This window comes from Nesterenkonia halophila, assembly GCF_009467795.1.
Taxonomy (GTDB): Bacteria; Actinomycetota; Actinomycetes; order Actinomycetales; family Micrococcaceae; genus Nesterenkonia; species Nesterenkonia halobia.
In genome coordinates, this window is record NZ_WIAX01000006.1 from 49,761 (window position 1) to 75,409 (window position 25,649).

Genomic DNA, 25,649 nt, shown 5'->3' on the forward strand with positions numbered 1-25,649 from the left:
TCAGACACATCGATCTCCCAGGAGGAACTCCCCAGGATGAGGGACAGCGAATTCTTCGGCCATGTCACCGCGGTCGCCCCCGGCAAGGTGAACATGAGTCTGCGCGTGGGGCCGCTCCGCGAGGACGGCTACCACGAGGTCGCGACCCTCTACCTGGCTGTCTCGCTGCAGGAGGAGGCCAGCGTCGTCCCGCGCGACGACGAGGCCATCACGCTGAGCCTCTCCGAACGGTCTGCATTCACCTCCGCCCCGCTCGACGACCCTGACGTGGACGACGCGTCCGCTCCCGGAGTGCCGCTGGACGAGCGGAACCTGGCCCATCGGGCGGCGTCGACGCTGCGCGATCGGCTGGGCCATCGCCGCGGAGTGGACATCACTCTGACCAAGAACGTTCCTGTCGCCGGAGGGATGGGCGGCGGCTCCGCGGACGCGGCGGCCACGCTGGTCGCCTGCTCGGCGCTCTGGGAGGCCGGACTGACCAAGGAGCAGCTGGCCGAGATCGGCGCCGAGCTGGGGGCGGACGTGCCCTTCGCCATACTCGGCGGAGCCGCCGTCGGGCAGGGCGTCGGCGACGAGCTCTCCCCGCTGCTGACTCGCGGCGAGCTGCATCTGGTCATCGTCCCGGCCGCCGCGGGACTGTCGACGCCTCAGGTCTACCGGCGGCTGGACACGATGCGCGCCGAGTCCGCGGTGGAGGCGGAGGCGCCGCGGCTGGACCCCGACCTGGTGCGCGCACTCTGCACGACCGATGCAGAGCTGATCGCCACGCTGATGGCCAACGATCTGCAGGCTCCGGCGGTCAGCCTGATCCCCTCGCTGGAGGACATGCTCGACGCCGGGCTCGTCGACGGCGCGCTGCAGGGGATCGTCTCCGGGTCGGGGCCGACGCTGGTCTTCCTGGCGCGCGACGCCGAGTCGGCCGGTCAGGTCGCCACGCGGCTGCAGGAGCGCACTTCGGTCTGGGCGATCCCGGTGACCGCTCCGGCGCCGGGGGCGCGGCTGCTGACGACCTGATCCAGCGGAGCGGGCGCGGCGAGTCGCCGTCGTCTCGTCCGGGGCCGCTGATTCTCCCTGAGCCCGCGCGGTTCAATACCCTGGAGCCCATGGCGCATCTCCTCGGAGCCGAAGGGCTCACCCTGACGTTCGGCACCCGCACCATCCTCGACGGACTGACCATCGGCATCGACGCCGGCGACCGCATCGGCATCGTCGGACGCAACGGCGACGGCAAGTCGACGCTGATGCGTCTGCTGGCCGGCCGAGCCCAGGCCGACGACGGCCGGGTCACCTGGCGCGGCGGCGTCGACGTGGGCTTCCTGGACCAGTCCGACGTCCTCGACGGCGACGACTCCATCCGACGGGCGGTGGTCGGCGAGATGGCCGACTACGAGTGGGCCTCCAGCCCGATGCTGCGCGATGTGGCCGACGGTCTGCTCGGCGGCCTCGACTGGGATCAGCCGGTCGGCGCGCTCTCCGGCGGCCAGCGGCGTCGCGTGGCGCTGGCGAAGCTGCTGATGGGCGAGCACGACGTGCTGATGCTCGACGAGCCGACCAACCACCTCGACGTCGAGGGCGTGGCCTGGCTGGCCGACCACCTGAAGAAGCGCTGGAAGGCCGACGAGGGCGCGTTCCTGGTGGTCACCCACGATCGCTGGTTCCTCGACGAGATCTGCACCACCACCTGGGAGGTCCACGATGCGACGGTGGACACCTACGAGGGCGGCTACGCGGCCTACACGCTGGCCCGCGCCGAGCGGGATCGGGCCGCGGCGGTCGAGGAGCAGAAGCGTCAGCAGCTGGTGAAGAAGGAGCTCGCCTGGCTGCGCCGCGGCGCTCCGGCGCGCACCTCGAAGCCCAAGTTCCGCGTGGACGCGGCGACTGCGCTGATCAACGACGTCCCCGAGCCGCGGGACACCGTCTCGCTGCGGCGGATGGCCACCGCCCGGCTGGGCAAGGACGTCCTCGACCTGGAGCACGTCACCCTGCGGCTGCGCGGCGAGGGTGACGAGCCGGCCGTCGCGGACGGTCGGACGCTCTTCGACGACGTCACCTTCCGGCTCGGCCCCGGCGAGCGGGTCGGCGTCGTCGGCGTGAACGGCGCCGGCAAGTCGACGCTGCTGCGCCTGCTGGACGGGCAGGTCACCCCCGACGAGGGCCGGATCAAGCGCGGTCGGACCGTCCAGACCGCGATCCTCTCCCAGGAGGTCGAGGAGCTGCGGGAGAAGGCGCATATGCGCGTCCACGAGGTGATGACCGAGGAGAAGAACGTCTTCGTCGTCGGCGGCAAGGAGCTCTCCGGCGCGCAGCTGCTCGAGCAGATCGGCTTCAACCGCAAGCGCCAGTGGACCCCGGTGAGTGACCTCTCCGGCGGCGAGCGGCGGCGGCTGCAGCTGCTGAAGCTGATGACCGGCGAGCCGAACGTGCTGATGCTCGACGAGCCGACCAACGATCTCGACACCGACACGCTGGCCTCGATGGAGGATCTGCTCGACGACTGGCCCGGCACGCTGGTGGTCGTCAGCCACGACCGCTATCTGCTCGAGCGCGTCACCGACCATCAGGTCGCGCTGCTCGGCGACGGTTCGGTCCGCCTGCTGCCCGGCGGCGTCGAGCAGTACCTGCGCATCCGGTCGGGCAGGGAGGCCGCCCCCGGCGAGGCGATCCGCACGTACCGCGGTCAGACCAGCGCCGAGGCCGGCGCGACGGCCTCAGGGCGTGGGTCCGCCGCCGCACCGGCGGGTTCGGGGGAGTCGACGAGCTCGGCGTCGTCCTCCGACTCCGGGCCCGCCGGCGCGGCCGAGACCCCCGACGGCGCCTCCGCGGCCGAGAAGCGGCAGGCGCGCAAGCAGATGCAGCGGGTGGAGAAGCAGATGGAGAAGCTCTCCTCCCGGCAGCGCCAGCTGCACGAGGAGATGGCCACCGCCTCCGAGGCCGGCGACGTCGACCGGCTGCGCACGCTGCAGGCCGAGCTCGACGACGTCGACGCCCAGCTCGGCGAGCTCGAGGAGACCTGGCTGGAGGCCGGCGAACTGGCGGAGTGAGCTCGCCGCCGCACATTCTGCGGATGATCATGACGCCATGATCCGGCGTTTCGTCGACGCTGACCGGAAGGATCCGCCCACGGTGCCCTTCATTCCGATGTAGATCCCCCTGACCTGCGGTTGGCCGGGAATTCACGCCGATGCGACAGCCTCGTGCGGGTCCGATGATCACCCACCGGACCACCGCACACGAAGGGACGCATCCGTGAATCCAACGCGCACTCGAGCACTGCGCACGAGCCTTGGCGCCGCCCTGGCCGGCGTCACGATCCTCGCCGCTCCGGCCGCCGTCGCCGATCCCGGCGGACAGCCGGGCGGCCCCCATCGCGGCGGCGACTGGAACCAGGAGGCCTTCCGCGGTGACGTGGAGGTCGTCCCCGGCGACGACGCCTCGGCCACGACGTTGAGCGGCGTCGTCTTCGACGATGCCGACCGCGACTCCACGCAGGACGCGGGCGAGCGCGGCATCGAGGGAGTGTCGGTCTCGAACGGCCACGACGTCGTGACGACGGACGCGGAGGGTCGGTACGAATTGACCGTCGAGCCGGGGATGGACGTCTTCGTCACCCAGCCGCGCGGCTATCAGGTGCCGGTCGACGAGGATAACGTCGCCCAGTTCTCCTACACGCACATGCCCGAGGGGTCTCCGGGCCTGAAGTACGGCGGGATCGAGCCCACCGGCGCGCTGCCGGAGGCGGTGAACTTCCCGCTGGCCTCCAGCAAGGCTGCCAAGCACCCGCTGCAGAACTGCGTCATCGGCGGCGACATCCAGCCCTACACTGCCTCCGAGGTCGGCTACGCGGCCGCCGGGGCCTTCACGGATCTGGCCGCCCGTGAGGACTACACCTCCTGCGGGGCGCTGTTCATCGGCGACGTCGTCGGCGACGACTTGTCGCTGTACTCGGGGGTCCGCGAGCAGACCGCCCGGCTCAACGGCCCGGCACGCTTCCTGCCGGGCAACCACGATCTGGACTTCGACGCCGCGACCCGCGAGCACTCGGTGGACACCTACCGCTCGGAGTTCGGTGCGCAGTACTACTCCTACGACGTCGGAAAGCTGCACGTGGTGGCGCTGAACTCGATCGAGTACCCCGTCGGCGACAGCTACAACGGCTCGTTGGGCGACGAGCAGCTGGAGTGGCTGCGCCGGGACATCGCGCAGACGCCCCAGGACCGCACTGTGGTCGTCGCCTCGCACATCCCGCTGCTCGACTACGCCGACCAGGACAGCACGAAGCACCAGGTCGACGAGGTCGCCGAGATCCACGAGATCCTCTCCGGCCGGGAGGCGATCGCCCTGGGCGGCCACACCCACAGCATCGAGAATCTCCGTGTCGGCGACAGCCTCGCGGGCTGGCAGGAGAACTTCGGGGTCGAGGAGCTGCCCTTCACCCACCTGACCGCCGGAGCGATCTCCGGCGACTGGTACTCCGGCGAGCTGCTCGACGCCGGCTACCCGGCGGCCGTCCAGCGCGACGGCGGCGTGCCCGGTGTCGTGACGCTCGAGGCGCGCGGGGGACAGATCGCCGAGCACTTCACCCAGCGTGGCGACGACGGGTCGAACCAGATGAACATCGGGCTGAACACTCCGTCCTATCGCGACTGGTTCGACACCTACCGCGACAGCGCCGGCGAGGCGCCCGCTCTGGAGACCGCCGGGACGGTGGCTCAGTCCGACCTCGGCGAGACCTGGCTGAGCACGAACTTCTGGATGGGCGGCTCCGGCTCCGAGGTGCAGGTGAGCATCGACGGCGGCCCGGTCCGCAGCGCCGAGCGCACTCAGGCGATGGACGGCGAGGGCCAGCACGTCGGCGCCGAGTGGTCCGACCCGGAGGCGGTCCAGCAGCAGCTGGTCGACGGCGGCAACGTCGCCGACCGGTCCATGCATCTCTGGCGGCTGCCGATGCCGGAGGGCCTCGCCGTCGGCGCCCACACCGCCGAAGTGACCGCCGTCGGCGTCGACGGACAGGCGACGACCGAGACCTTCGAGTTCGAGGTCACCGAGTGATGCGACGCTCGTGATCCTCCGCGCACGTCCTGCACCCCGGGGGCCCGCGCGACTCTCGGGGTGCAGGACCGCCGCGCCCGACGCCCCGGAATCCCCGAGGTGCCCGGCCGCTGCGCGGATGTGAACTCCCCGCGCCTCTCATGCGAAGATGGACTGCATGCGTGCCCGCGCGTGTGGTCCGCCCTGGTGTAATGGCAGCACGCCAGCCTTTGGAGCTGTGCAGTCTAGGTTCGAGTCCTAGGGGCGGAACGGCCCCGGCCTCGGCCCCGGGCTCCCGGATCGCCGGGTTCCCGATAGGATCGAGGGGTCCTCCGCCCCCGTGTCAAGGAGCATCAGCACGTGCCCACGCTCGAGACTCGCCCCGCCGCCGTGATCGTCCTCGCCGCCGGCGCCGGAACCCGCATGAAGTCGCGGACGCCGAAGATCCTGCATCGCCTCGGGGGAGTGTCCATGATCGGGCACGCGCTCACCGCCGCCGCCGGCCTGCGGCCCGAGCACCTGGTCGCCGTCGTGCGCCACCAGCGCGAGACCGTCGCCGAGCACATCAGCTCCTTCGACCCCTCCGTGGTCCTCGCCGACCAGGACGAGGTTCCCGGCACCGGCCGCGCCGTCGAATGCGGCCTGGAGCAGCTCGCCGCCGACGGCGTCCCCGCCGAGGCCGGCACCGTGGTGGTCACCTACGGCGACGTCCCGCTGCTGAGCACCGAGATGCTCGCCGAGCTCGTCTCCGCCCACGAGGCCGAGGACAACGCCGTCACCGTGCTGACCACGGTGCTGGACGACGCCGGCGCCTACGGCCGGGTGCTGCGCGCCGAGGACGGCTCGGTCACCGGCATCGTCGAGTACAAGGACGCCACCGATGAGCAGCGTGCCGTCCGCGAGATCAACTCCGGGATCTACGCCTTCGACGCCGCAGTGCTGGCTCGGGCGCTGGCGCAGGTCTCCACCGACAACGTCCAGGGCGAGAAGTACCTGACCGATGTGCTCTCGCTGGCCCGGGCCGAGGGCGGCCGCGTCGCCGCCGTCGTCACCGAGGATCGCTGGCAGGTCGAAGGTGCCAACGACCGCGTCCAGCTGCAGGCCCTGGGCGCGGAGCTGAACCGCCGCACCGTCGAGGCGCATATGCGCGGCGGCACCACTGTCGTCGACCCGGCGACCACCTGGATCGACGCCACCGTCACCCTGGACGAGGACACCACAGTGCTGCCGGGCACCCAGCTGCACGGCACGACGCGCATCGGCCGCGACGCCGTCGTCGGGCCGGACACCACGCTGACCGACGTCACCGTCGGCGAGGGCGCGGCGGTCACCCGCACTCACGGCGAGGGCGCGGAGATCGGCGACGGCGCGCGCGTCGGCCCCTTCACCTACCTCCGCCGGGGCACCCGGCTCGGCGAGACCGGCACGATCGGTGCGTTCTACGAGACGAAGAACGTCGAGATCGGCCGCGGTGCGAAGCTCTCCCACCTCGGCTACGCCGGGGATGCGGTCATCGGCGAGCACACCAACATCGGCTGCGGCAACATCACCGCCAACTACGACGGCGAGACGAAGCACCGCACGGTGATCGGCTCGCATGTGCGCACCAGCTCGAACACGGTGTTCGTCGCGCCGGTCGACGTCGGCGACGGCGCCTACACCGGAGCCGGTGCGGTGGTCCGCAAGGATGTGCCCGCCGGGGCGCTGGCGCTGTCGGTGGCCCCGCAGCGCAACGCCGACGGCTGGGTGGAGCGCAGGCGTCCGGACAGCGGATCGGCCGAGGCGGCCCGTCGTGCGGCGGGGTCCTCGCACGAGCCGACGGATGCGGCGGAGTAGAGTCGAGACAGCAGCCAGGGAAGCGACCGGAGAGAAGGAATAACAGGCATGGACGAGATCAGGCTGAGCGGGGAGAAGACCCTCGTCGTGGCATCCGGACGGGCGCACCCCGAGCTGGCGGACGAGATCGCCGCCGAGCTGGGGACCGAGCTGCTTCCGATGAGCGCCTACGAGTTCGCCAACGGCGAGCTCTACGTGCGCTCTGCGGAGTCTGTGCGCGGCAAGGACGTGTTCCTGCTGCAGTCGCACCCGTACCCGCTGAACAACTGGCTCATGGAGCAGCTCATCATGATCGACTCCATGAAGCGTGCCTCGGCCAAGCGCATCACCGTGGTCTCGCCGTTCTACCCGTATGCACGCCAGGACAAGAAGGGGCGCGGGCGTGAGCCGATCTCGGCGCGTCTGGTCTCCGACCTGTACAAGACCTCAGGCGCCGACCGGATCATGTCGGTCGACCTGCACACCGCACAGATCCAGGGCTTCTTCGACGGACCGGTCGACCACCTCTTCGCCGTCCCGCTGCTGGCCGACCACATCAAGGCCCAGGTCGCCGGCGACGCGGTCACCGTGGTCTCGCCGGACACCGGCCGCGTGCGCGTCGCCGAGCAGTGGGCCGAGCGGCTCGGCGGGGCGCCGCTGGCCTTCGTGCACAAGACCCGCGACCTGACCCAGCCGAACATGGCCGAGTCCAAGCAGGTCGTCGGCGAGATCGAGGGCCGGACCTGCGTGCTCATCGACGACATGATCGACACCGGCGGCACGATCTCCGGGGCGGTGAAGGTGCTCAAGGACGCCGGGGCGAAGGACGTCATCATCGCCGCCACCCACGCTGTGCTCTCCGATCCGGCGCCCGAGCGTCTCGAGCAGTCCGGGGCCCGGGAGGTCGTGGTCACCAACACGCTGCCGATCCCGGACGAGAAGCGCTTCAGCAACCTCACGGTGCTCTCCATCGCCCCGATCCTCGCGCGGGCGATCCGCGAGGTCTTCGAGGACGGCTCGGTGACCTCGCTCTTCGAGGGCAACGCCTGAGCTGACCCCGCAGGCGGCGGCGACGCCGCCGATCCTCCTCCTCGGGGAACCACAGGACTGCGGCCGACCGCCTCGCACAGATCGAGGCGGTCGGCCGCAGTCCTGCCTCGTCCCGCCACCTCGCCGCGGTGTGATGTCCTGCTCGTGCGTCGGGAGAAATAACCCGGTGCCGCGCACCCTTGAAACTCCCGACAGATCACCCGCGATGCCTGCGGGCATCGCCACGAGCAGCGAGGAGATGCCGCGATGAACGTGCGAGCCGCAGTTCTGGAGGAGACGGGGTCGCCGTTGGCGATCCGCGAGCTGGCTCTGGACGATCCGAGGGCGAACGAGGTGCAGGTCCGCCTGGTGGCGACGGGAGTGTGTCACACCGACGCCGCCGTGCGGGACGGTCTGATCCCCACCCGGTCGCCGGTCGTGCTGGGCCACGAGGGCGCCGGCGTGGTGGAGACAGTCGGCGAGGGGGTGGATCACCTGCAGCCCGGGGACCACGTGGTGCTCAGCGTGAACAGCTGCGGCACCTGCCGACAGTGCTATTCCGGACATCCGTCGAGCTGCCTGCGGGTCAACGAGTACAACTTCGAGGGCGGACGCCGCGACGGCACCTCGGCCTTCGCCGCCGAGGACGGGACGACGGTGGGCTCGCACTTCTTCGGGCAGTCGTCCTTCGCCGAGCGCGTGAACGCGTCGGTGCGCAGCGTGGTCAAGATCCCCGAGGACCTTCCGCTGGATCTGGCCGCGCCGCTGGGCTGCGGGCTGCAGACCGGCGCCGGGGCCGTGCTGAACGTGCTCGAGCCGGCGCCGGGCGGCAGCCTCGTCGTCTTCGGCACCGGCACCGTCGGTCTGGCCGCGGTCATGGCCGCGGCGGCCCGGCGGCTCCAGACGGTGATCGCAGTGGACGTCCACGCCCACCGCCTGGAGCTGGCCGCCGAGCTCGGAGCCACCCACACCATCAACGGCGCGGAGGAGGACGCCGTCTCCCGGATCCGGGAGATCACGGGAGACGGCGTGCAGACCGCGCTGGACACCACGGGGAATCCGCATGTCTTCCGCCAGATGGTCGACTCCCTGGGCCCCTGGGGCCACGCTGGCCTGGTGGGAGCTTCGCCGGCGGACGCCGAGGCGGTCGTCGACATGCCGTCGGCGCTGTCCGGCGGGCTGAAGCTCAGCTGGATCGTCGAGGGCGACGCGGTGCCGCAGCTGTTCATCCCGGAGCTCATCGCCCTGCACCGGGCCGGCGACTTCCCCTTCGACAAGCTGATCAAGCACTACGCCTTCGACGAGATCGCCGAGGCCTTCGCCGATTCCGCGTCGGGCGACGTGCTCAAGCCCGTGCTGACCTTCGCCGAGGAGAGCGCGGCGGCGTGACGACGTCGCTCATGGTGCGGGCCGCCGACCACCTGGTCGGCGGCGCGCACGGCGTCTGCGGCCGGACGGTGCGCTAGCTCTGCAGGAGGCCGCGCAGCAGCTCGGCCGTCTCCGTCGGCTTCTGCGTCGGAATCTGATGTGCGACGCCGGGCACTGTCGTCGCCGAGCCGCGAGGCACCCCGGCGGCGATGATCTCGGCCTGCTCCGGCGGGGCCACCGGGTCGTGCTCTCCGGCGACGGCCAGCACCGGCACGGCGACCTCGTCGAGCCGGCCGCGCAGATCGAAGCGACTCTGCACGCTGCACAGCGCGGCGTAGCTGGCATCGTCGGCCGCGCGCAGCGAGTCCAGCACCGCCTCCACCACGTGAGGGCCCTCGCGGCGGAAGTCCTCGGTGAACCACTTGCCCGCGCTGCCCTCGGCCAGCGAGGCGGTGCCCGAGGCGCGGATCGCCTCGGCCCGGTCGATCCAGGTCTGCGGCTCGCCGAAGCGCGGAGCCCCGCCGACGACGACCAGATGGGCGAAGCGGTCGGCGTGGTCGATGCCCAGCTGCAGCATCAGGCCGCCGGCCAGCGACGTGCCGGCGGCCGTCACGGGAACCTCGGCCAGTCCGGAATGGCGGGCCCGATGCTCGACCACCGCCTCGACCAGCAGATCGCCCAGATCGGCCATGGTCGGCTCCGCCGGCGCATCCGTCCAGGGGGCGGAGAGGCCGTGGCCGGGCAGATCGACGCCGATCACCTGCGGGCCGGCCGCCGCGCTGCCGTCGACCAGATGCGCGGCGGTGCGCGCCCAGGTGCTCGCCACATCGGTGCCGAGCCCCGGCACCAGGACGATCAGCGCGGTCGGCTCGGTCGGGGCATGCAGCGTGGTGGCGCTCAACGTGGTGTGCTCCATGGGGCCGAGTATCGTCGTCCGCGCCGTCGGCGGGCAAGGTCGGAGCCCGTCGTCGCCGGCCGGGGCGGCCGCCGGGACGTCGTGGGCGCCGCCTGGGCCGTGATAGCATGAGCGACTGTGCCCAGGCGAGGGAGCGCGGACGGCGAGGCCGCCGCGACTCCGTGATCGACGAGGCGAGGCTCGACAGCCCTCCGCATGCCGTGCAGCGTGCGATGGTCCGACGTCTTCCCCCCCCCGTCGACCCCTGGACGTCAGGACCGTCGACCAACGAAGGACACAGCATGTCGGACAAGATCATCATTCAGGCCCACCTGCGCGACGACTTCGGCAAGGGCGCCGCCCGCCGGGCCCGCCGCGAGGGTTACATCCCCGCCGTCGTCTACGGCCACGGCGAGGACCCGCAGCACCTGCTGCTGCCGAAGCACGAGACCACCCTGGCGGTCCGCAACCCCAACGCCCTGATCACCCTGGACGTCGAGGGCAAGCAGCAGATGGTGCTGCCGAAGGACATCCAGCGCGACGCCATCTACCGCAGCGTCGACCACCTCGACCTCATCGTGGTCCGCCGCGGCGAGAAGGTCGTCGTCGACGTCACCGTCGAGGTCATCGGCGAGCCGGCCGCGGGCCTGGCCTACCTGCTGGACCACCCGACCGTCTCCGTCGAGGCCGAGGCGACCCACCTGCCGGAGTCGGTCAGCATCGACATCACCGAGCGCACCGAGCACGCGCTGCCGGAGCTGCTGCAGCTGCCGAAGGGCACCACGCTGGCGATGTCGGACCTCGAGTCCCCGATCGTGACCATCTACGAGCCCGCCGCGCAGGACCTGGGCGAGGACGAGGAGTCCGACGAGGACGAGGCCGAGGCCGCCGGGGACTCCTCCGCCGAGGAGTCCGGCGAGGGCGAGGGCTCCTCCGAGGAGTGAGCGCTCCGGAGTCGATGCGACCCGCGGCGAGCGGGTCGATAGACTCGACTCCATGAGTTCAGAGAACTGGCTGGTGGCGGGGCTCGGGAATCCCGGGCCCCGCTACTCGCGCACCCGGCACAACGTGGGGCAGATGGTCGTCGACGAGCTCGTCGACCGCATGGGGGCCGGCCTGGCCCGCACCAAAGTCGGCGCGCGGATGGTCGGCGCCCGGTTGCAGCCCGGCGGGCCCAAGATGCTCTTCGCCGTCTCCGAGGGCTATATGAACACCTCGGGTCAGCCGATCCGCCGGCTGATGGACTACTACGATGTCGACCCGGCGCGACTGATCGTCATCCACGACGAGGTCGACCTGGACTTCGAGCGCATCAAGCTCAAGCGCGGCGGCTCCGAGGGCGGGCACAACGGGCTGAAGTCCATCACCCAGCACCTCGGCGGCGACCGCGACTACATCCGCGTGCGGGTGGGGGTCTCGCGTCCGCCGGGGCGCATGGACACCGCCGACTACGTGCTGCAGAACTTCTCCGCCGACGAGCGCAAGGCGCTGCCGCAGGTGCTGCAGCGCGCCGGCGACGCCGTCGAGCACGTCATCGCCGACGGCCTGACCGCCGCGCAGAACCGCGTGCACCAGCTCTGAGGCCGCGACTCCGCGGAGCCGCTCCGCACAGACGACGCCGGCCCGGATCCGCGAGGAGCGGAGCCCGGGCCGGCGTCGTCGTGTCGGGGCGGATCAGCCGTTCCGGCTGATCCAGGCGGAGACCTCCCGGGCCTGCACCGCCACGAACTTCTTCATGTAGGGCTCGGCCGCCGACGCCAGCTTCTTGCCGATCAGCGGCACCGAGGTGGTCACCTCGCCGCGCACAGTCGCCAGCGTCTCGGAGTCGCCGCGGGCGTGCAGCACCTGCGAAGCCGTGGCCTTCACCGGGGCGGAGTGGATCGCGACGTCCATGTCCGAACGGCGGGACCCGTCGGCGTCGGGGGCGGACCAGGTCTCGGTCACGGTGACCTGGACCTGACCCTTGATGACCTTCTTGGCGATGTCCGGCAGCTGGTCCACCGGCATCCGCTGCTCGGAGGTGACGGTGACGGCTCCGGCCGGATCGCCGTCGACGCCGAAGCTGATCAGCTCCGAGCCGACGCGCCCGGCCAGGTGCTCGTGGAAGTCGCGGGAGGTGTAGGCCTGCAGGATCTGCTCGGCGCCGTGGGAGATCACGGTCTCGGTCTCGAGGGCCACGGAGGGGTCTCCTTCGCTGGGGGACGTGTCCCGATCATCATAGGCGCCCGGCGGGCCGATCTGCTCTCGGCGGATCCGCTCTGCGCAGGATGCGTCGGCGTCAGCGGCTCGGGGAGGAGCCGTGCGAGCGGCGGCCGGCCGGCGTCCTGCTCGCGCCCGGCCCCGACGACGTTCCCGCTGAGCGGACATATGTGCCCGCGGCCCGGCGGGGCAGTATCCTGTGGAGGTCCTCCCGACCGGGGCGCGGGATCAGTCCGCCGGCCCGGACGGCACCTGCGAAGGCACCCCGACGACGGTCCTGTCACGAAGCGAGGCGAGCAACTCCATGGCATTGTCCGGTCTGCGTACGGCCCTGGCGGCGGATTCCTCCTATGCACGGGTCGCCGCGGCGGCGTCGAAGCCGGCGTCCGAGCGGACCGAGGAGCTGCAGGTCGCCGCGACGTCCGGCATGCGCCCGGCGCTGGTCGCCGAGATCGCCGGGCAGCTGCGCACCGCCTCAGGCTCCGGCGTGGTGCTCACCGTGACCGCCACCGACCGCGAGGCTGAGGAACTGGCCTCCTCGCTGCAGGCCTACCGGCCCGAGACCCGGGTCGCCCACTTCCCCTCCTGGGAGACGCTGCCGCATGAGCGGCTCTCGCCGCGCTCGGACACCGTCGGTCGCCGGCTGGCGGTGCTGCGCCGACTGGCGCACCCGGAGGAGGCCGGCGCGCTCGACGTCGTCGTCGCCCCGGTGCGTGCGGTGGTCCAGCCGATCGTCGCCGGACTCGGGGAGCTGGCTCCGGTGCGACTGGCCGTCGGCGAGGAGCACGACTTCGACGCGATCGTCTCCGCGCTGGCCGACGCCGCCTACTCCCGGGTGGACATGGTCACCCGGCGCGGCGAATTCGCCGTCCGCGGCGGCATCCTGGACGTCTTCCCGCCCACTGAGCCGCATCCGCTGCGCGTGGAGTTCTTCGGCGACGAGGTCGAGCAGATGCGCTGGTTCTCGGTGGCCGATCAGCGCTCCCTCGACGACGAGGCGCCCGTGGTCCTCGACGCCGCTCCCTGCCGCGAGCTGCTGATCACCGACGACGTCGCCGCCCGGGCGAAGGCGCTGCTGCCGGAGATGCCCCATGCCCAGGACCTGCTGGCCAAGATCGCCGAGGGCATGGCCGTCGAGGGTATGGAGTCGCTGGCTCCGGTGCTGGTCGAGCAGATGGTCCCGTTCGTCGCCGAGCTGCCGGAGGGCTCGCTGACGCTGGTCGTCGAGCCGGAGAAGACCCGCACCCGCGCCCACGACCTGAACACCACCAACGAGGAGTTCCTCGCCGCGGCCTGGCAGGCCAGCAGCGACGGCGGCTCCGCCCCGCTGGACCTGACCAGCGCCGAGCGCGACGACCTGGCGGCCGGCTCCTTCGCCAGCCTCGCCGAGACGCGCGAGGCCTCGCTGGAGCACGGCGCCGGCTGGTGGTCGATCACCTCGCTGGGTCTGGACGAGGAGCTCGAGCAGGACGCCGACGTCGCCTCCATCGACTCCCGCGAGCCCTTCGGCTATCGGGGCAGCGTCGACGAGGTGATGACCTTCCTCGCCGAGCGTGCCCGCGACCGCTGGTCGGTGGTCGTCACCACCGCCGGCGCCGGGTCCGCCCAGCGCGTGGCCGAGCTGCTCACCGAGAACCGGGTGCCGGTCGAGCGCGTGGAGGGGCTGACCGAGGCGCCGACGCCGGGACGGATCACCGTGACCACCGCCGAGGTCTCGGAGGGCTTCGGGATCGACGCGCTGCACCTGGCGCTGCTGACCGAGTCGGAGATGCTGGGCCGCTCGATGCGCGCCAGCTCCGGCGAGGGGCGGAAGGTGCCTGCACGGCGCCGGCGGCACGCCGTCGACCCGCTGGCGCTGAGCCCGGGCGACTACGTCGTCCACGAGCAGCACGGCATCGGCCAGTTCGTCGAGCTCGTCCAGCGCAAGGTCGGCTCCGCCCAGGCGGTGAAGTCAGGCACCGCCGGCATCCGCGAATACCTGGTGCTGGAGTACGCGCCCTCGAAGCGCGGCGGGCCCAAGGACCGGCTGATGGTGCCCACCGACCAGCTCGATCAGGTCAGCCAGTACGTCGGCGGGGACGCGCCGAGTCTGTCGAAGATGGGCGGCAGCGACTGGGCGCAGACGAAGAAGAAGGCCCGCAAGGCCGTCCGCGAGATCGCCGGGGAACTGATCCGGCTCTACGCCGCCCGCATGGCCTCTCGCGGCCACGCCTTCGCTCCGGACTCTCCCTGGCAGGCCGAGCTGGAGGACGCCTTCCCGCATCCGGAGACCCCGGACCAGCTGACCACCATCGACGACGTCAAGCGCGACATGGAGCGCGAGATCCCGATGGACCGACTGATCTCCGGCGACGTCGGCTACGGCAAGACCGAGATCGCCGTCCGTGCGGCGTTCAAGGCCGTCCAGGACGGCAAGCAGGTCTCGCTGCTGGTGCCGACGACGCTGCTGGCCTCTCAGCACTACGAGACCTTCACCGAACGCTTCGCGGGCTTCCCGGTCACCGTGCGCGCGCTCTCGCGCTTCCAGACCGCCAAGGAGTCCCGCGAGGTCCTCGAGGGCGTGCACAGCGGCGAGATCGACGTCGTCATCGGCACCCATCGGCTGCTCAGCAGCGAGGTGAAGTTCAAGGACCTCGGGCTGGTGATCATCGACGAGGAGCAGCGTTTCGGCGTCGAGCACAAGGAGGCGCTGAAGAAGCTGCGCACCAACGTCGACGTGCTGGCGATGTCGGCGACGCCGATCCCGCGGACGCTGGAGATGTCGATGGCCGGCATCCGCGAGACCTCCACGCTGGCCACGCCGCCGGAGGAGCGCCACCCGGTGCTGACCTACGTCGGGCCCTTCACCGACAAGCAGGTCTCGGCGGCGATCCGCCGCGAGCTGATGCGCGAGGGCCAGGTGTTCTTCGTGCACAACCGGGTCTCGACCATCGACGAGACGGCCGCGAAGGTGCGCGAGCTGGTGCCCGAGGCCCGGGTGGAGGTCGCCCACGGGCAGATGAGCGAGTCCCGGCTGGAGCAGATCATCCAGGACTTCTGGGAGAAGCGCTTTGACGTGCTGGTCTCGACCACGATCATCGAGACCGGCCTGGACATCTCCAACGCCAACACGCTCATCGTCGACCGCGCCTCGACCTACGGGCTCTCGCAGCTGCACCAGCTGCGCGGCCGCGTCGGGCGCTCGCGGGAGCGGGCCTACGCCTACTTCCTCTATCCGGCCGAGAAGCCGCTGGGCGAGGTCGCCCTGGAGCGGCTGAAGGCGGTGGCGGCGAACAACGAGCTCGGCGCCGGGCTGCAGCTGGCGATGAAGGACCTGGAGATCCGCGGCGCCGGCAACCTGCTCGGCGGCGAGCAGTCCGGCCACATCGCCGGCGTCGGCTTCGACCTGTATCTGCGGCTGGTCGGCGAGGCGGTGGCCGACTATCGCGGCGAGGCCGAGGAGCGGACCGCCGAGGTCAAGATCGAGCTGCCCATCGATGCGCATCTGCCGGAGGACTACGCCCCCGGCGAGCGGCTGCGTCTGGAGGGCTACCGGAAGCTGGCCGCCGCGGACACCGACGAGGCGATCGAGGAGGTCGTGACCGAATGGCGCGACCGCTACGGCGAGCCGCCGCAGGCGGTGGCGAATCTGGTCGAGGTCGCCCGGCTGCGCAATCGGGCGCGGGCCGTCGGCATCGACGACATCGGCACCCAGGGGAAGTTCATCCGCTTCGCCCCGGTCGCGGAGCTGCCCGAGTCGCGGCAGATGCGGCTGGAGCGGATGTACCCGGGCAGCCAGATCAAATCCTCGCTGCATGCGGTGCTCATCCCGAAGCCGACCACCGGCGGGATCAGCGGCCGCGAGCTGGCCGATGCGGAGCTGCTGTCCTGGCTGGACCAGGTGCTCACCGCGATCTTCGAGCCCGCGGCCCCGTCGGGGAGCTGAGCCGGGGCCGTCAGTCCCGAGCGGGTGCGGGGCGTCGGACCGGCAGGCCGGTCAGGTGCGGCGAGAGTCGAGTCCGGTTGACCAGCACGCCGAGCGCCCAGCACACCAGCAGCGCGATAACGATGCGCAGCGCCTGGCTGTCCACCCCCAGAGGGTGCTGGGCAAGATGCAGGATCACCGGGTGCAGGAATACCACCAGCGTGGCGACCCGGACCAGCTCGGAGACCACAGTCCTCGCCGGTCGCGACCGGCTCAGCAGGTCGTCGACCGGATGCGCGAAGATCAGCACCATCCCGCAGCAGATCAGCACCGCCAGCGCGGGCGAGAGCAGGAAGGTGCCGAAGCCCGACCATTTCATGTTCATCGGCTCGGCGCCCAGAGCGACGGCGCCCAGCCCGACGGCGACGGCGAGCGGTCCGGTCAGCCGCGGCAGCGGCACCCGGTGCCGGATCCGGCGGAACCAGAAGCCGGCGAGCATGAAGCCCAGGCATGCCGGCACCAGCCCGATGCCCAGCGGAGTGTAGGCCGCCGCGGAGTCGGGCAGCTCGACGAGGACCAGTCCGGCCGCCGAGATCGCCGCTCCGACCCACCAGGGCAGGCCGACCACGGCCCGCATCAGCACCGCGGTGAAGAACAGCACCGAGATGAACCAGATCGCCAGATACGGCATGTCGGTGAAGGCCCCGCCGATCAGCGCGCGGGCGACGACGCCGTCGTCGAAGGGCCAGGGGGTGGCGGCCATGGCTGCCACCGCCGCCGAGACTAGGACGAACCAGACGACGTAGGGCACGCCCAGCGTCCGCCAGCGGGTGCGGATCTCGCCGCCGAGGGTGCGGGCGTCGGAGAAGAAGAAGCCCGCCAGGACGAAGAACAGCGGCATCCGCCAGATCTGCAGGAAGTCGGCGCCGGGCATGCCCGGGGCGGCATGGCCGACGACGACGGCGCTGACCGAGACCACGCGCAGCGCGTCGATGCCGACGTTGCGGCGCGTCGTCCCCTGCCTGCGCGAAGAGCGCGGTGACCGACGTCCCCGCCGGTCACCGCGCTCTCGGTCCATGCTGTCCAGGCTCAGTGCGCCTTCGGCTCGACGTGCTCCCCGTGCTCGCCGTGGATGTCCTGCTGGGTCAGCGTGTCGCCGCGGCCGAGGAGCTCCTTGGCCACCAGGAAGGCCAGAGTCCACAGCACCATGAAGGCCATCCCGGGGATCCAGGCGTTCTCCAGCGTCCAGAACGACAGGGCGAAGATCGAGCCGAGCAGCAGCCCGAAGACGAAGATGAAGGCGACGACGTTCCCGACGACGTTGCCCTGGCCGGAGTAGGAAGTGACCTTGCCGTTGCTGATCATGGAGTCGGATCCCCTTGTGAGTGCTGCGTGCGGGTGGTGTCGTCGGTCGCCGTCGTCGGCTCGACGCCGGCCCTGCCGCGGATCAGTAGGAGCCGGCCGCGGAGGAGGCGGACGACGCGTCGTCGCCTGCCAGGATATCAAGCGAGGAGCTGGCCCCGAGCCGGGTCGCCCCGGCGGCGACCATCGCCGCGGCGTCGGCGTAGGTGCGCACGCCGCCGGAGGCCTTGATGCCCAGCCGTCCGCCGACGATGCTGTGCATCAGCGCGATGTCGGCCTCGGTCGCCCCGCCGCCGGCGAAGCCGGTGGAGGTCTTGACGAAGTCGGCCCCGGCCTCGGCGGCGGCGCGGCAGACGAGCTCCTTGGCCTGCTCGGTCAGCAGCGCGGTCTCCAGGATGACCTTCAGGATGGCACCGCCCTCGTGCGCGGCGGTGGCCACAGTGCGGATCTGCGAGACGACCTCGAACTCCTCGCCGGCGTTCGCCGCGGCGATGTCGACGACCATGTCGACCTCCGTGGCGCCGCCGGCCGCCGCGTCGTCGGTCTCGGCGACCTTGGTCGCGGTGGTGTTCGCGCCCAGCGGGAAGCCGATCACCGTGCAGGTCGCAGTCGACGAGCCCTGCAGCTCGGCGTGGACCTGCCGGACCCAGCGCGGATTCACGCAGACGGAGGCGAAGCCGTGCTCGCGGGCCTCGGCGGCCACGCGTAGCACAGTGGCCTCGTCGGCGTCGGGCTTGAGCATCGTGTGATCGATGAGCCCGGCCATCTGGGCCGGGGCGGGGACGGGGGAGCCGTCGGGGGCGGTGGCGGAGGCGGTGGCCATGGGGTGTCCTCTCCGGATCCCGGTGGGGATCCGCGTCGGGGTGATCGGGGCCCGGGATCTCCGGGCGAGGGTCTGCGGCGGTCCGCGCCGGCGACGCGGCTCGGGGAGGCGGTGCCGGCGCGGTGCTCAGCCCAGCAGTCGGCCCATATCCTCGCGCAGCGCCTCGAGCCGCTCGGCGGCGCGCGCCCGGGCGGCGGCGATCTGCTGGGTCGACGCGTCGGTGCCGGGGGTGTCGGCGACCGCCTCCAGATAGCACTTGACCTTCGGCTCGGTGCCGGAGGGGCGGACGATGACGCGATCGCCGGCCTCGGTGAGGTGGATCAGCGCATCGGTGGTCTTGGCCTCGTCGAAGGTCGCGCCCGGCAGCGGGTCCCGGGCGAGGTCCAGCGACTCGACCACCGGGGAGCCGGCGATCGTCGTCGGCGGCGTCGCCCGCAGGCCCGCGGTGATCTCGCCCAGCTGGGCGAGGTCCTCGACGCGGACGGTGACCTGGCCGGTGACGAAGATCCCGGCCTCGGCGGCGATCGCGTCGAGGGCGTCGAAGACGGTGCGGCCCTGGGCCTTCAGCGTCGCGACGAGCTCGGCGAAGATCAGCGCGGCGGAGACGCCGTCCTTGTCCTTCACGCTCGTCGGGTCGACGTTGAAGCCGATGGCCTCCTCGTAGCCGAAGCTCATGCCGGCCACCCGCGCCAGCCACTTGAAGCCGGTCAGCGTGGACTCGTGGCCGACTCCGCGGGCCCGGCACAGTGCGGAGAGCTGGCGGGAGGAGACGACCGAGCTGGCCATCACCGGCTCGGGGCCGTCCTCGCCGCCGGCGCGCAGCGGCCCGCGGTCGAGCAGATGCGCGCCCAGCAACGCGCCCATCTCGTCGCCGGTGAGCTGGCGCCAGGCCTGCTGGGCGGGGTCGAAGAGCGCCGCGGAGAGCCGGTCGGCGTCGGGGTCGTTGGCCAGCAGCAGGTCGGCCTCATGCTCGGCGGCGGCCTGCAGGCCCAGGTCCAGCGCGCCGGGCTCCTCCGGGTTGGGGAAGTCGGCGGTGGGGAAGTCCGGGTCCGGGTCGAACTGCGCGGACACCGGGACCACGCGCTCGAAGCCGGCCGCAGAGAGCAGGTCGGTGACCAGCTCGCCGCCGACGCCGTGCATCGCGGTGTAGATGACCGTCAAATCCCGGTGCGGATGCTCAGTCGGGTCTAGCAGCTCGAGGGCGCGCTCGCGGTAGGCGGTGCGCGCGTCGTCGCCGATCATCTCGGCCGTCGCGGGGAATGCCGGGCTCGGGGCCGGCTCCACCGCCGGCGCGGGGGAGCCCGCGGCGAAGTCCTCGGCGACGACCTCGTCGATCGTCGCGGCGATGGCCCGGTCGATCGGCGCGGTGATCTGCGCGCCGGCCCCGCGGCCGAGCGGCTCCAGGTGCTGCGAGAGCCGCCCGCCCAGGTAGACCTTGTAGCCGTTGTCCTGCGGCGGGTTGTGGCTGGCGGTGACCATCACGCCGACGTCGGCCGAGCGCACCAGCACCTGACGGGCCAGCAGGGGCGTCGGACCCGGACGGTCGAAGAGATGGACCTCCCAGCCGGCGTCGGCGAAGAGCCGGGCCGTCTCGGCGGCGAACGCGTCGGACTGGTGGCGGGCGTCGTAGCCGATCACGATCCGGCCGGAGCCGTCGTCGCCGGCGGCGACCAGCTCGCGGGAGGCGTGCCGGAGCAGTCCGGCGGCGGTCTGTCGGACGACCAGGCGGTTCATCCGGAGCGGGCCCGGACCGAGCTCGGCGCGCAGCCCGGCGGTGCCGAAGGCCAGCCGTCCGGCGAAGAGCTGCTCGAGGCTCTGCCGGGCGTCGTCGGCGCCGGCCGCGGCGGATTCGGCGCGGGCCAGCAGCTCGGTCAGCTGCTCACGCGTGGCGGGGTCGGGGTCGAGCTCGATCCACCGGTGGACGGTGGTCAGCAGCTGATCGGCGGAGGCGGTCTCCGGCACGTCCCTCATCTCCTCTGCGGCGACTGTGTCAGTGGTCTGGGGTCTCGGAAGGGGCCCGCGGCGTCCCGGCGGGCTCGTCGCGGGCGCGGTGGTCGGGTCCGTTCAGTCCTGCAGCGAGCGGGTGATCACCCGGGCCAGCAGATCGGAGATCCGCGGGGCGGCCTCGCGCCCGGCGTCGACGACCTCCTGGTGGCTCAGCGGCTCCGGCGAGATGCCGGCGGCCTGATTGGTCACCAGCGAGATGCCGAAGACCTCCATGCCCGCCGCGCGGGCGGAGATCGCCTCCAGCGCGGTGGACATCCCGACCAGATCGGCGCCGATGATGCCGGCGTGGCGGACCTCGGCCGGCGTCTCGTAGTGCGGGCCGGGCATCTGCGCGTAGACGCCCTCGGGAAGCGCCGGATCGATCTGCCGGGCGATGCCCCGCATCCGCGGCGAGTACAGGTCGGTCAGGTCGACGAAGTGCGCTCCGCGCAGCGGCGAGACCCCGGTGAGGTTGATGTGGTCGCGGATCAGCACCGCCGTGCCGGGCGCCCAGTCGGCGTTCAGTCCGCCGCAGCCGTTGGTCAGCACCATCGTCCGCGCGCCGGCGGCCGCGGCAGTGCGCACCCCGTGGGCGACGGCGTCGACGCCGCGGCCCTCGTAGTAATGGGTGCGGGCGCCGACGACGAGCACATGCGCGCCGGACTCGGTGCGGATGATCGTCAGTCGCCCGGAGTGGCCGGCGACGCCGGAGACGTGGAAGCCGGGCACCTCGTCCGCGTCGACGCCGGTGACGACCTCGCCGAGCTGGCCGGCGGCCTCGCCCCACCCGGAGCCGAGCGTGCAGGCCAGATCCACGGCGTCGATGCCCGCGCGGTCCAGCAGGACGGCGGCGGCCTCCTCGGCCAGCCGGTTGGCGGGCGCGGCGGGGTCGTCGGTCGGGGTCAGATCCTGGGGCGCGGCCGTCTGCGGCGCGCCGTCGGTGCGGACTGTGTTGTCACTCATCGCCCTCCAATCTACCGGCTGTCGGCCCCCGATGCTCCCTCCGCAGGCCAGGGCGGCGTCGGCGGCCTGTCTTCGGCCCGCCGGATGCGGCGCCGTGCCCGGGCGAACCTGACAAGACGCGCCCGACTGGGCAGAATGGCCCCTGTGACTTCTGAGACTCCGAAAAGCCTTTTCGCCCCTGCACGCGTCGCGATCCTCGGAGGCGGCCCCGGCGGCTACGAGGCCGCGCTGGTCGCCGCCCACGCCGGGGCGGAGGTCACCATCGTGGAGGAGAAGGGCGTCGGCGGCTCTGCGGTGCTCACCGACGTCGTCCCGTCGAAGACGCTCATCGCCACTGCCGACGCGATGCGCCGGGTCAACGCCTCCACGGCGTTCGGCGTCCGCTTCGGCCAGGATGACGACGACTCGCACACCACCGACGCCTGGGCCGACTTCTCGACCGTCAACGAGCGGCTGCTCGAGCTGGCCCATACGCAGTCGGAGGACATCCGGGAGTCGCTGGAGGCCGCCGGGGTCACCGTCATCGACGGCCGCGGGCGGCTGAAGCCGCCGCACAGCATCGAGGCGACCCGCGCCGACGGCTCGGTGGAGCTGATCAAGGCCGACGCGGTCATCGTCGCCACCGGCGCCCACCCGCGCGAGCTGCCCACGGCGGTGCCCGACGGCGAGCGCATCCTCAACTGGACGCAGGCCTACTCGCTGACCGAGCCTCCCGAGCACATGATCGTCGTCGGCTCGGGCGTCACCGGCGCGGAGTTCGCCTCGGCGTACTGCCGGCTGGGCACCGAGGTCACCCTGGTCTCCTCGCGCGAGAGGGTGCTGCCCGGCGAGGACCCCGACGCCGCCCGCGTGCTGGAGAACTCCTTCGCCCGGGTCGGGGTCAACGTCGCCTCGAAGACCCGCGCGGAGAAGGTCGAGCGCACCGCCGACGGCGTCGCCGTCACGCTCTCCGACGGCCGCGTCATCGAGGGCTCGCACTGCCTGATGGCCGTCGGCGGCGTGCCGAACACCGCGGACGTCGGGCTGGAGGAGTGCGGCGTGCAGACCACCGACTCCGGCCACATCATGGTCGACACCGTCTCGCGGACCACGGCGACGAACATCTACGCCGCCGGCGACTGCACCGGTCAGATGCCCCTGGCCTCGGTCGCGGCGATGCAGGGCCGCGTGGCGGTCTCGCACATGCAGGGCGACGCGGTGAAGCCGCTGAAGCTGCACCAGGTCGCCTCGAACGTCTTCACTTCCCCGGAGATCGCCACCGTCGGCGTCAGCCAGGCGCAGGTGGATTCCGGCGCCTATCAGGCCGACGTGGTCAAGCTGGACCTGTCGACGAACCCGCGGGCGAAGATGACCAACATCCATGACGGCTTCGTCAAGATCTTCGCCCGCAAAGGCTCGGGGACGACGATCGGCGCGGTCGTCGTCGCCCCGCGCGCCTCCGAGCTGATCTTCCCGCTGGCGCTGGCGGTGACCCAGAAGATCCACGTCGACGACGTCGCCTCCACCTTCACCGTCTACCCGTCGCTGACCGGCTCGCTCTCCGAGGCCGCCCGCCGACTCCACGTCCACCAGTGAGCGGCGCGACGCCGCCGCGGCGGCAGGAGCAGGCGCCGGAGGCGTCCGCGGCCTCGGCGCCGGAGCGGACCCCCACCGCCGTCGACGCCTGCGCCGAGGAACACTTCGAGCGCTGGCTGGCGCTGCATCCCGACGAGGCGACGATCCTCGGCCGCTCCGGCGCCGAGACCGAGTACGCCGACTATTCGCCCGCCGGCCGGGAGGCCGTCGCGGCGCTGAACCGCGAGACGCTGGCGGCCCTGGAGGAGCTCGAGCCGGCCGACGCCGTCGACGAGGTCACCGTCCATGCGCTGCGCGAGCGGCTGGGCCTGGAGCTCGAGCTGCACGCGACCGGCCGCACCGAGCTGAACAATCTGGCCTCCGTGCCCCAGGAGGTGCGGATGGTCCCGGAGCTGATGCCGCAGTCCAGCCCGCAGGACTTCGCGCACCTCGCCGGCCGGCTGCAGAACCTGCCCGCCGCGCTGGAGGGCTGGTGGGAGTCGCTGTGCGCCTCGCGGGCGGCCGGGCAGGTGCCGGCGGCCCGGCAGATCCGCGCGGTCATCGAGCAGTCGCGCAGCTATGCGGCCGCCGACGGTGCGCTGTCCACCTTCGTCGACGCCGCCCGACAGGCCGGGATGGACGACGCCGCGGTGACGGCTGTGCGCGCGGGCGCGGCCGCGGCGGCCGCCGGCTATGAGCGGCTCGCCGACCGGCTGGCCGAGGACCTGCTGCCGACGGCGCCGCAGGCCGACGCCGTCGGCGTCGAGCACTACCGGCTGGCCTCGCGGGTGTTCACCGGCACCGAGCTCGACCTCGAAGAGACCTACCGATGGGGGCTGGAGGAGCTCGAGTCGATCGTCGCCCGGCAGCGGAAGGTCGCCGAGCGCATCCGCCCCGGCGCCGACGTCGCCGAGGCCCGGCGGATCCTCGACGTCGACCCGGCGCGCCGGCTGGAGGGCACCGAGGCGCTGCAGGCATGGATGCAGCGGCTCTCCGACGAGGCCGTCGCCGCGCTGTCCGGCGCCCACTTCGACATCCCCGCCCCGATGGACGTGCTGGAGTGCCGGATCGCCCCGACCCAGGACGGCGGCGTGTACTACACCGGCCCCAGCGACGACTTCTCCCGCCCGGGCCGGATGTGGTGGTCGGTGCCGCCGGAGGACACCAGCTTCACCACCTGGGCGGAGACCACCACGGTCTACCACGAGGGCGTGCCCGGCCATCATCTGCAGATCGGCACCGCCACGCTGGTGAAGGACCGGCTGAACAGCTGGCGGCGGCACGGCTGCCACGTCTCCGGATTCGCCGAGGGCTGGGCGCTCTATGCCGAGCAGCTCATGGACGAGCTGGGCTTCCTCGCCGACGCCGGCGATGAGCTCGGAATGCTGGACATGCAGCGCATGCGTGCGGCCCGCGTGGTCTTCGACATCGGCGTCCACTGTGGCTTCGAGGCTCCCGAGGCCCTCGGCGGCGGCGTGTGGACCCCGGAGCAGGGCCGCGAGTTCCTGCGCGAGCACCTCCCGATCTCCGAGGCCCAGCAGGAGTTCGAGTTCGTCCGCTACCTAGGCTGGCCGGGGCAGGCGCCCTCCTACAAGGTCGGCCAGCGGGTCTTCGAGCAGCTGCGCGCCGAGCGTCGCGCGGCCGAGGGCGAGGCCTTCGACCTGCGGGCCTTCCACACCGAGCTGCTGCAGCTGGGCATGGTCGGCCTCGACACGCTGCGCCTGGCCGTCGGGCCGCGCGACGGAGCATCCCCGGGAGCGCGATGAGGACGCGGCGTCGGGCGGCCGGCTGGCCGGTGGAGCTCTCCGCGACGGTCGACGGCGGGCTGCTGAGCCTGCGGCCCTGTGCGCTGCGCGACGAGCACCGCTTCCTGGCGCTGCGGCTGGCCAACGAGGACTGGCTGGCCCCCTGGGACGCCACCGTCCCCGAGGCCCCGCGGGCGCGGATGACTCCGACGGCCTTCCGCACCATGGTCCGCGGGCTGACCCGCGAGGCCCGCGCCGGGGCCCAGCTGCCCTGGTTCCTCTGGTTCGCCGACGCCTCCGGCGCGCCGTCGCTGATCGGGCAGCTGACCGTCGGGCCGATCATCGGCGGCTCGGCGCGCAGTGCCGGGCTCGGTTACTGGATCGACCGCGACCACGCCGGCCGAGGGCTGATGACCGTCGCCGTCGCCGCCGCCGTCGACCACCTCATCCTCGAGCGGCGGCTGCACCGGATCGAGATCGCCGTCCGCCCGGAGAACGCGGCCAGCCTGCGCGTGGTGGAGAAGCTGGGGCTGCGCGAGGAGGGGCTGCGCGAACGCTACCTGCACATCGACGGCGCCTGGGTCGACCACCGCTGCTTCGCGCTCACCGCTGAGGAGCTGGGCCCCGGACTGCTGCCCCGCGTGCCGGGAGCCGGGCCGCTGCGCACCCGGTATCCGCGTCCGAGCCTGCTCGCCGCGGCCGGAGCGTGACACGCCGCACGCCGCACCGTGCGGATCCCCGGGATGCGGGAGGATCGTCGGCTAAGGTGGGGGACTGAACTTCATGATCAGCGACACCCTCGGCCGCGGCGCCGGGGAGTGTCCGAAGAAGGGCAGGTGGGCGCACGGTGACGCTGGGCCTCGATCGCCTCGACACGGCGATCATCGACGTGCTCCCCAGCCTGCCCGTCCATTCTTCGGCGCTCTTCGCCGTCGTCGCCGGGCTCTTCCTGGCGGCGCTGATCACGAGGGCCCAGCG

19 protein-coding genes and 1 tRNA gene are annotated in these 25,649 nt (G+C 72.2%); 13 read left to right on the top strand and 7 right to left on the bottom strand.

Annotated features, from left to right (window positions below; all coding sequences use genetic code 11):
- The first annotated feature begins 36 nt into the window (after positions 1-36).
- From GCL72_RS02690 to GCL72_RS02720, 7 genes are all read left to right on the top strand, one after another.
- Positions 37-1,014 (top strand): 4-(cytidine 5'-diphospho)-2-C-methyl-D-erythritol kinase, encoded by a 978-nt coding sequence (locus tag GCL72_RS02690; protein WP_153143174.1) that lies wholly within the window; start codon positions 37-39, stop codon positions 1,012-1,014.
- 89 nt (positions 1,015-1,103) lie between these two features.
- Complete coding sequence (locus GCL72_RS02695; RefSeq protein WP_153143175.1) at positions 1,104-3,041, top strand: ABC-F family ATP-binding cassette domain-containing protein; 1,938 nt, start codon at positions 1,104-1,106, stop codon at positions 3,039-3,041.
- Positions 3,042-3,246: 205 nt separating this feature from the next.
- A complete protein-coding gene (locus GCL72_RS02700) occupies positions 3,247-5,049 on the top strand; it encodes a calcineurin-like phosphoesterase C-terminal domain-containing protein (protein WP_211364949.1) in 1,803 nt (600 codons plus the stop codon).
- A gap of 177 nt (positions 5,050-5,226) precedes the next feature.
- Positions 5,227-5,298: transfer RNA gene (locus GCL72_RS02705), tRNA-Gln, on the top strand.
- Between the two features lie 90 nt (positions 5,299-5,388).
- Positions 5,389-6,864, top strand: a complete 1,476-nt coding sequence (gene glmU / locus GCL72_RS02710) for a bifunctional UDP-N-acetylglucosamine diphosphorylase/glucosamine-1-phosphate N-acetyltransferase GlmU (RefSeq protein ID WP_153143176.1) — start codon at positions 5,389-5,391, stop codon at positions 6,862-6,864.
- A 48-nt stretch (positions 6,865-6,912) separates the two neighbouring features.
- Positions 6,913-7,893 (top strand): ribose-phosphate diphosphokinase, encoded by a 981-nt coding sequence (locus GCL72_RS02715; protein WP_153143177.1) that lies wholly within the window; start codon positions 6,913-6,915, stop codon positions 7,891-7,893.
- Positions 7,894-8,139: 246 nt separating this feature from the next.
- A complete protein-coding gene (locus GCL72_RS02720) occupies positions 8,140-9,261 on the top strand; it encodes an NAD(P)-dependent alcohol dehydrogenase (RefSeq protein WP_153143178.1) in 1,122 nt (373 codons plus the stop codon).
- A gap of 73 nt (positions 9,262-9,334) precedes the next feature.
- Here GCL72_RS02720 and GCL72_RS02725 read toward each other — a convergent pair whose 3' ends face one another.
- Positions 9,335-10,156 carry an alpha/beta fold hydrolase gene (locus GCL72_RS02725; protein ID WP_153143179.1) on the bottom strand — a complete coding sequence of 274 codons (822 nt, stop codon included), beginning with the start codon at positions 10,154-10,156 and terminating at the stop codon, positions 9,335-9,337.
- A gap of 281 nt (positions 10,157-10,437) precedes the next feature.
- Here GCL72_RS02725 and GCL72_RS02730 point away from each other — a divergent pair, with 281 nt between their 5' ends.
- Positions 10,438-11,079 (top strand): 50S ribosomal protein L25/general stress protein Ctc, encoded by a 642-nt coding sequence (locus tag GCL72_RS02730; protein WP_153143180.1) that lies wholly within the window; start codon positions 10,438-10,440, stop codon positions 11,077-11,079.
- A gap of 52 nt (positions 11,080-11,131) precedes the next feature.
- Complete coding sequence (gene pth, locus GCL72_RS02735; protein ID WP_153143181.1) at positions 11,132-11,716, top strand: aminoacyl-tRNA hydrolase; 585 nt, start codon at positions 11,132-11,134, stop codon at positions 11,714-11,716.
- A gap of 93 nt (positions 11,717-11,809) precedes the next feature.
- Here the strand turns inward: pth and GCL72_RS02740 are convergent, their stop codons facing one another.
- A complete protein-coding gene (locus GCL72_RS02740; protein WP_170289538.1) occupies positions 11,810-12,313 on the bottom strand; it encodes a DUF2505 domain-containing protein in 504 nt (167 codons plus the stop codon).
- Positions 12,314-12,638: 325 nt separating this feature from the next.
- Between GCL72_RS02740 and mfd the strand changes: the two genes are divergently transcribed.
- The gene (mfd, locus tag GCL72_RS02745) at positions 12,639-16,259 is read left to right on the top strand and encodes a transcription-repair coupling factor (RefSeq protein ID WP_153143183.1); all 3,621 of its coding nucleotides are present in this window, start codon (positions 12,639-12,641) and stop codon (positions 16,257-16,259) included.
- A gap of 10 nt (positions 16,260-16,269) precedes the next feature.
- On the opposite strand, the gene GCL72_RS02750 is transcribed toward mfd, so the two are convergent.
- The 5 genes from GCL72_RS02750 to GCL72_RS02770 form a co-directional block, all read right to left on the bottom strand.
- Positions 16,270-17,316 carry an acyltransferase family protein gene (locus GCL72_RS02750; protein ID WP_153143184.1) on the bottom strand — a complete coding sequence of 349 codons (1,047 nt, stop codon included), beginning with the start codon at positions 17,314-17,316 and terminating at the stop codon, positions 16,270-16,272.
- A gap of 11 nt (positions 17,317-17,327) precedes the next feature.
- Positions 17,328-17,603 (bottom strand): hypothetical protein, encoded by a 276-nt coding sequence (locus GCL72_RS02755; protein ID WP_211364950.1) that lies wholly within the window; start codon positions 17,601-17,603, stop codon positions 17,328-17,330.
- Between the two features lie 82 nt (positions 17,604-17,685).
- Positions 17,686-18,423, bottom strand: coding sequence for a deoxyribose-phosphate aldolase (gene deoC / locus GCL72_RS02760; RefSeq protein ID WP_153143185.1), 738 nt, complete (start codon positions 18,421-18,423; stop codon positions 17,686-17,688).
- 126 nt (positions 18,424-18,549) lie between these two features.
- Positions 18,550-20,394, bottom strand: a complete 1,845-nt coding sequence (locus GCL72_RS02765) for a phospho-sugar mutase (protein ID WP_153143186.1) — start codon at positions 20,392-20,394, stop codon at positions 18,550-18,552.
- A gap of 93 nt (positions 20,395-20,487) precedes the next feature.
- Complete coding sequence (locus tag GCL72_RS02770) at positions 20,488-21,372, bottom strand: purine-nucleoside phosphorylase (RefSeq protein ID WP_153143187.1); 885 nt, start codon at positions 21,370-21,372, stop codon at positions 20,488-20,490.
- Positions 21,373-21,507: 135 nt separating this feature from the next.
- Here GCL72_RS02770 and GCL72_RS02775 point away from each other — a divergent pair, with 135 nt between their 5' ends.
- From GCL72_RS02775 to GCL72_RS02785, 3 genes are read left to right on the top strand one after another with little or no spacing between them, the layout of a single operon-like run.
- Positions 21,508-22,947, top strand: a complete 1,440-nt coding sequence (locus tag GCL72_RS02775) for an NAD(P)H-quinone dehydrogenase (protein WP_153143188.1) — start codon at positions 21,508-21,510, stop codon at positions 22,945-22,947.
- Positions 22,944-24,692, top strand: coding sequence for a DUF885 domain-containing protein (locus tag GCL72_RS02780; protein ID WP_153143189.1), 1,749 nt, complete (start codon positions 22,944-22,946; stop codon positions 24,690-24,692). The genes GCL72_RS02775 and GCL72_RS02780 overlap by 4 nt, the downstream gene beginning before the upstream one ends.
- Complete coding sequence (locus tag GCL72_RS02785; RefSeq protein ID WP_153143190.1) at positions 24,689-25,381, top strand: GNAT family N-acetyltransferase; 693 nt, start codon at positions 24,689-24,691, stop codon at positions 25,379-25,381. Before GCL72_RS02780 ends, GCL72_RS02785 begins: the two co-directional genes overlap by 4 nt.
- Positions 25,382-25,649 lie beyond the last annotated feature (268 nt).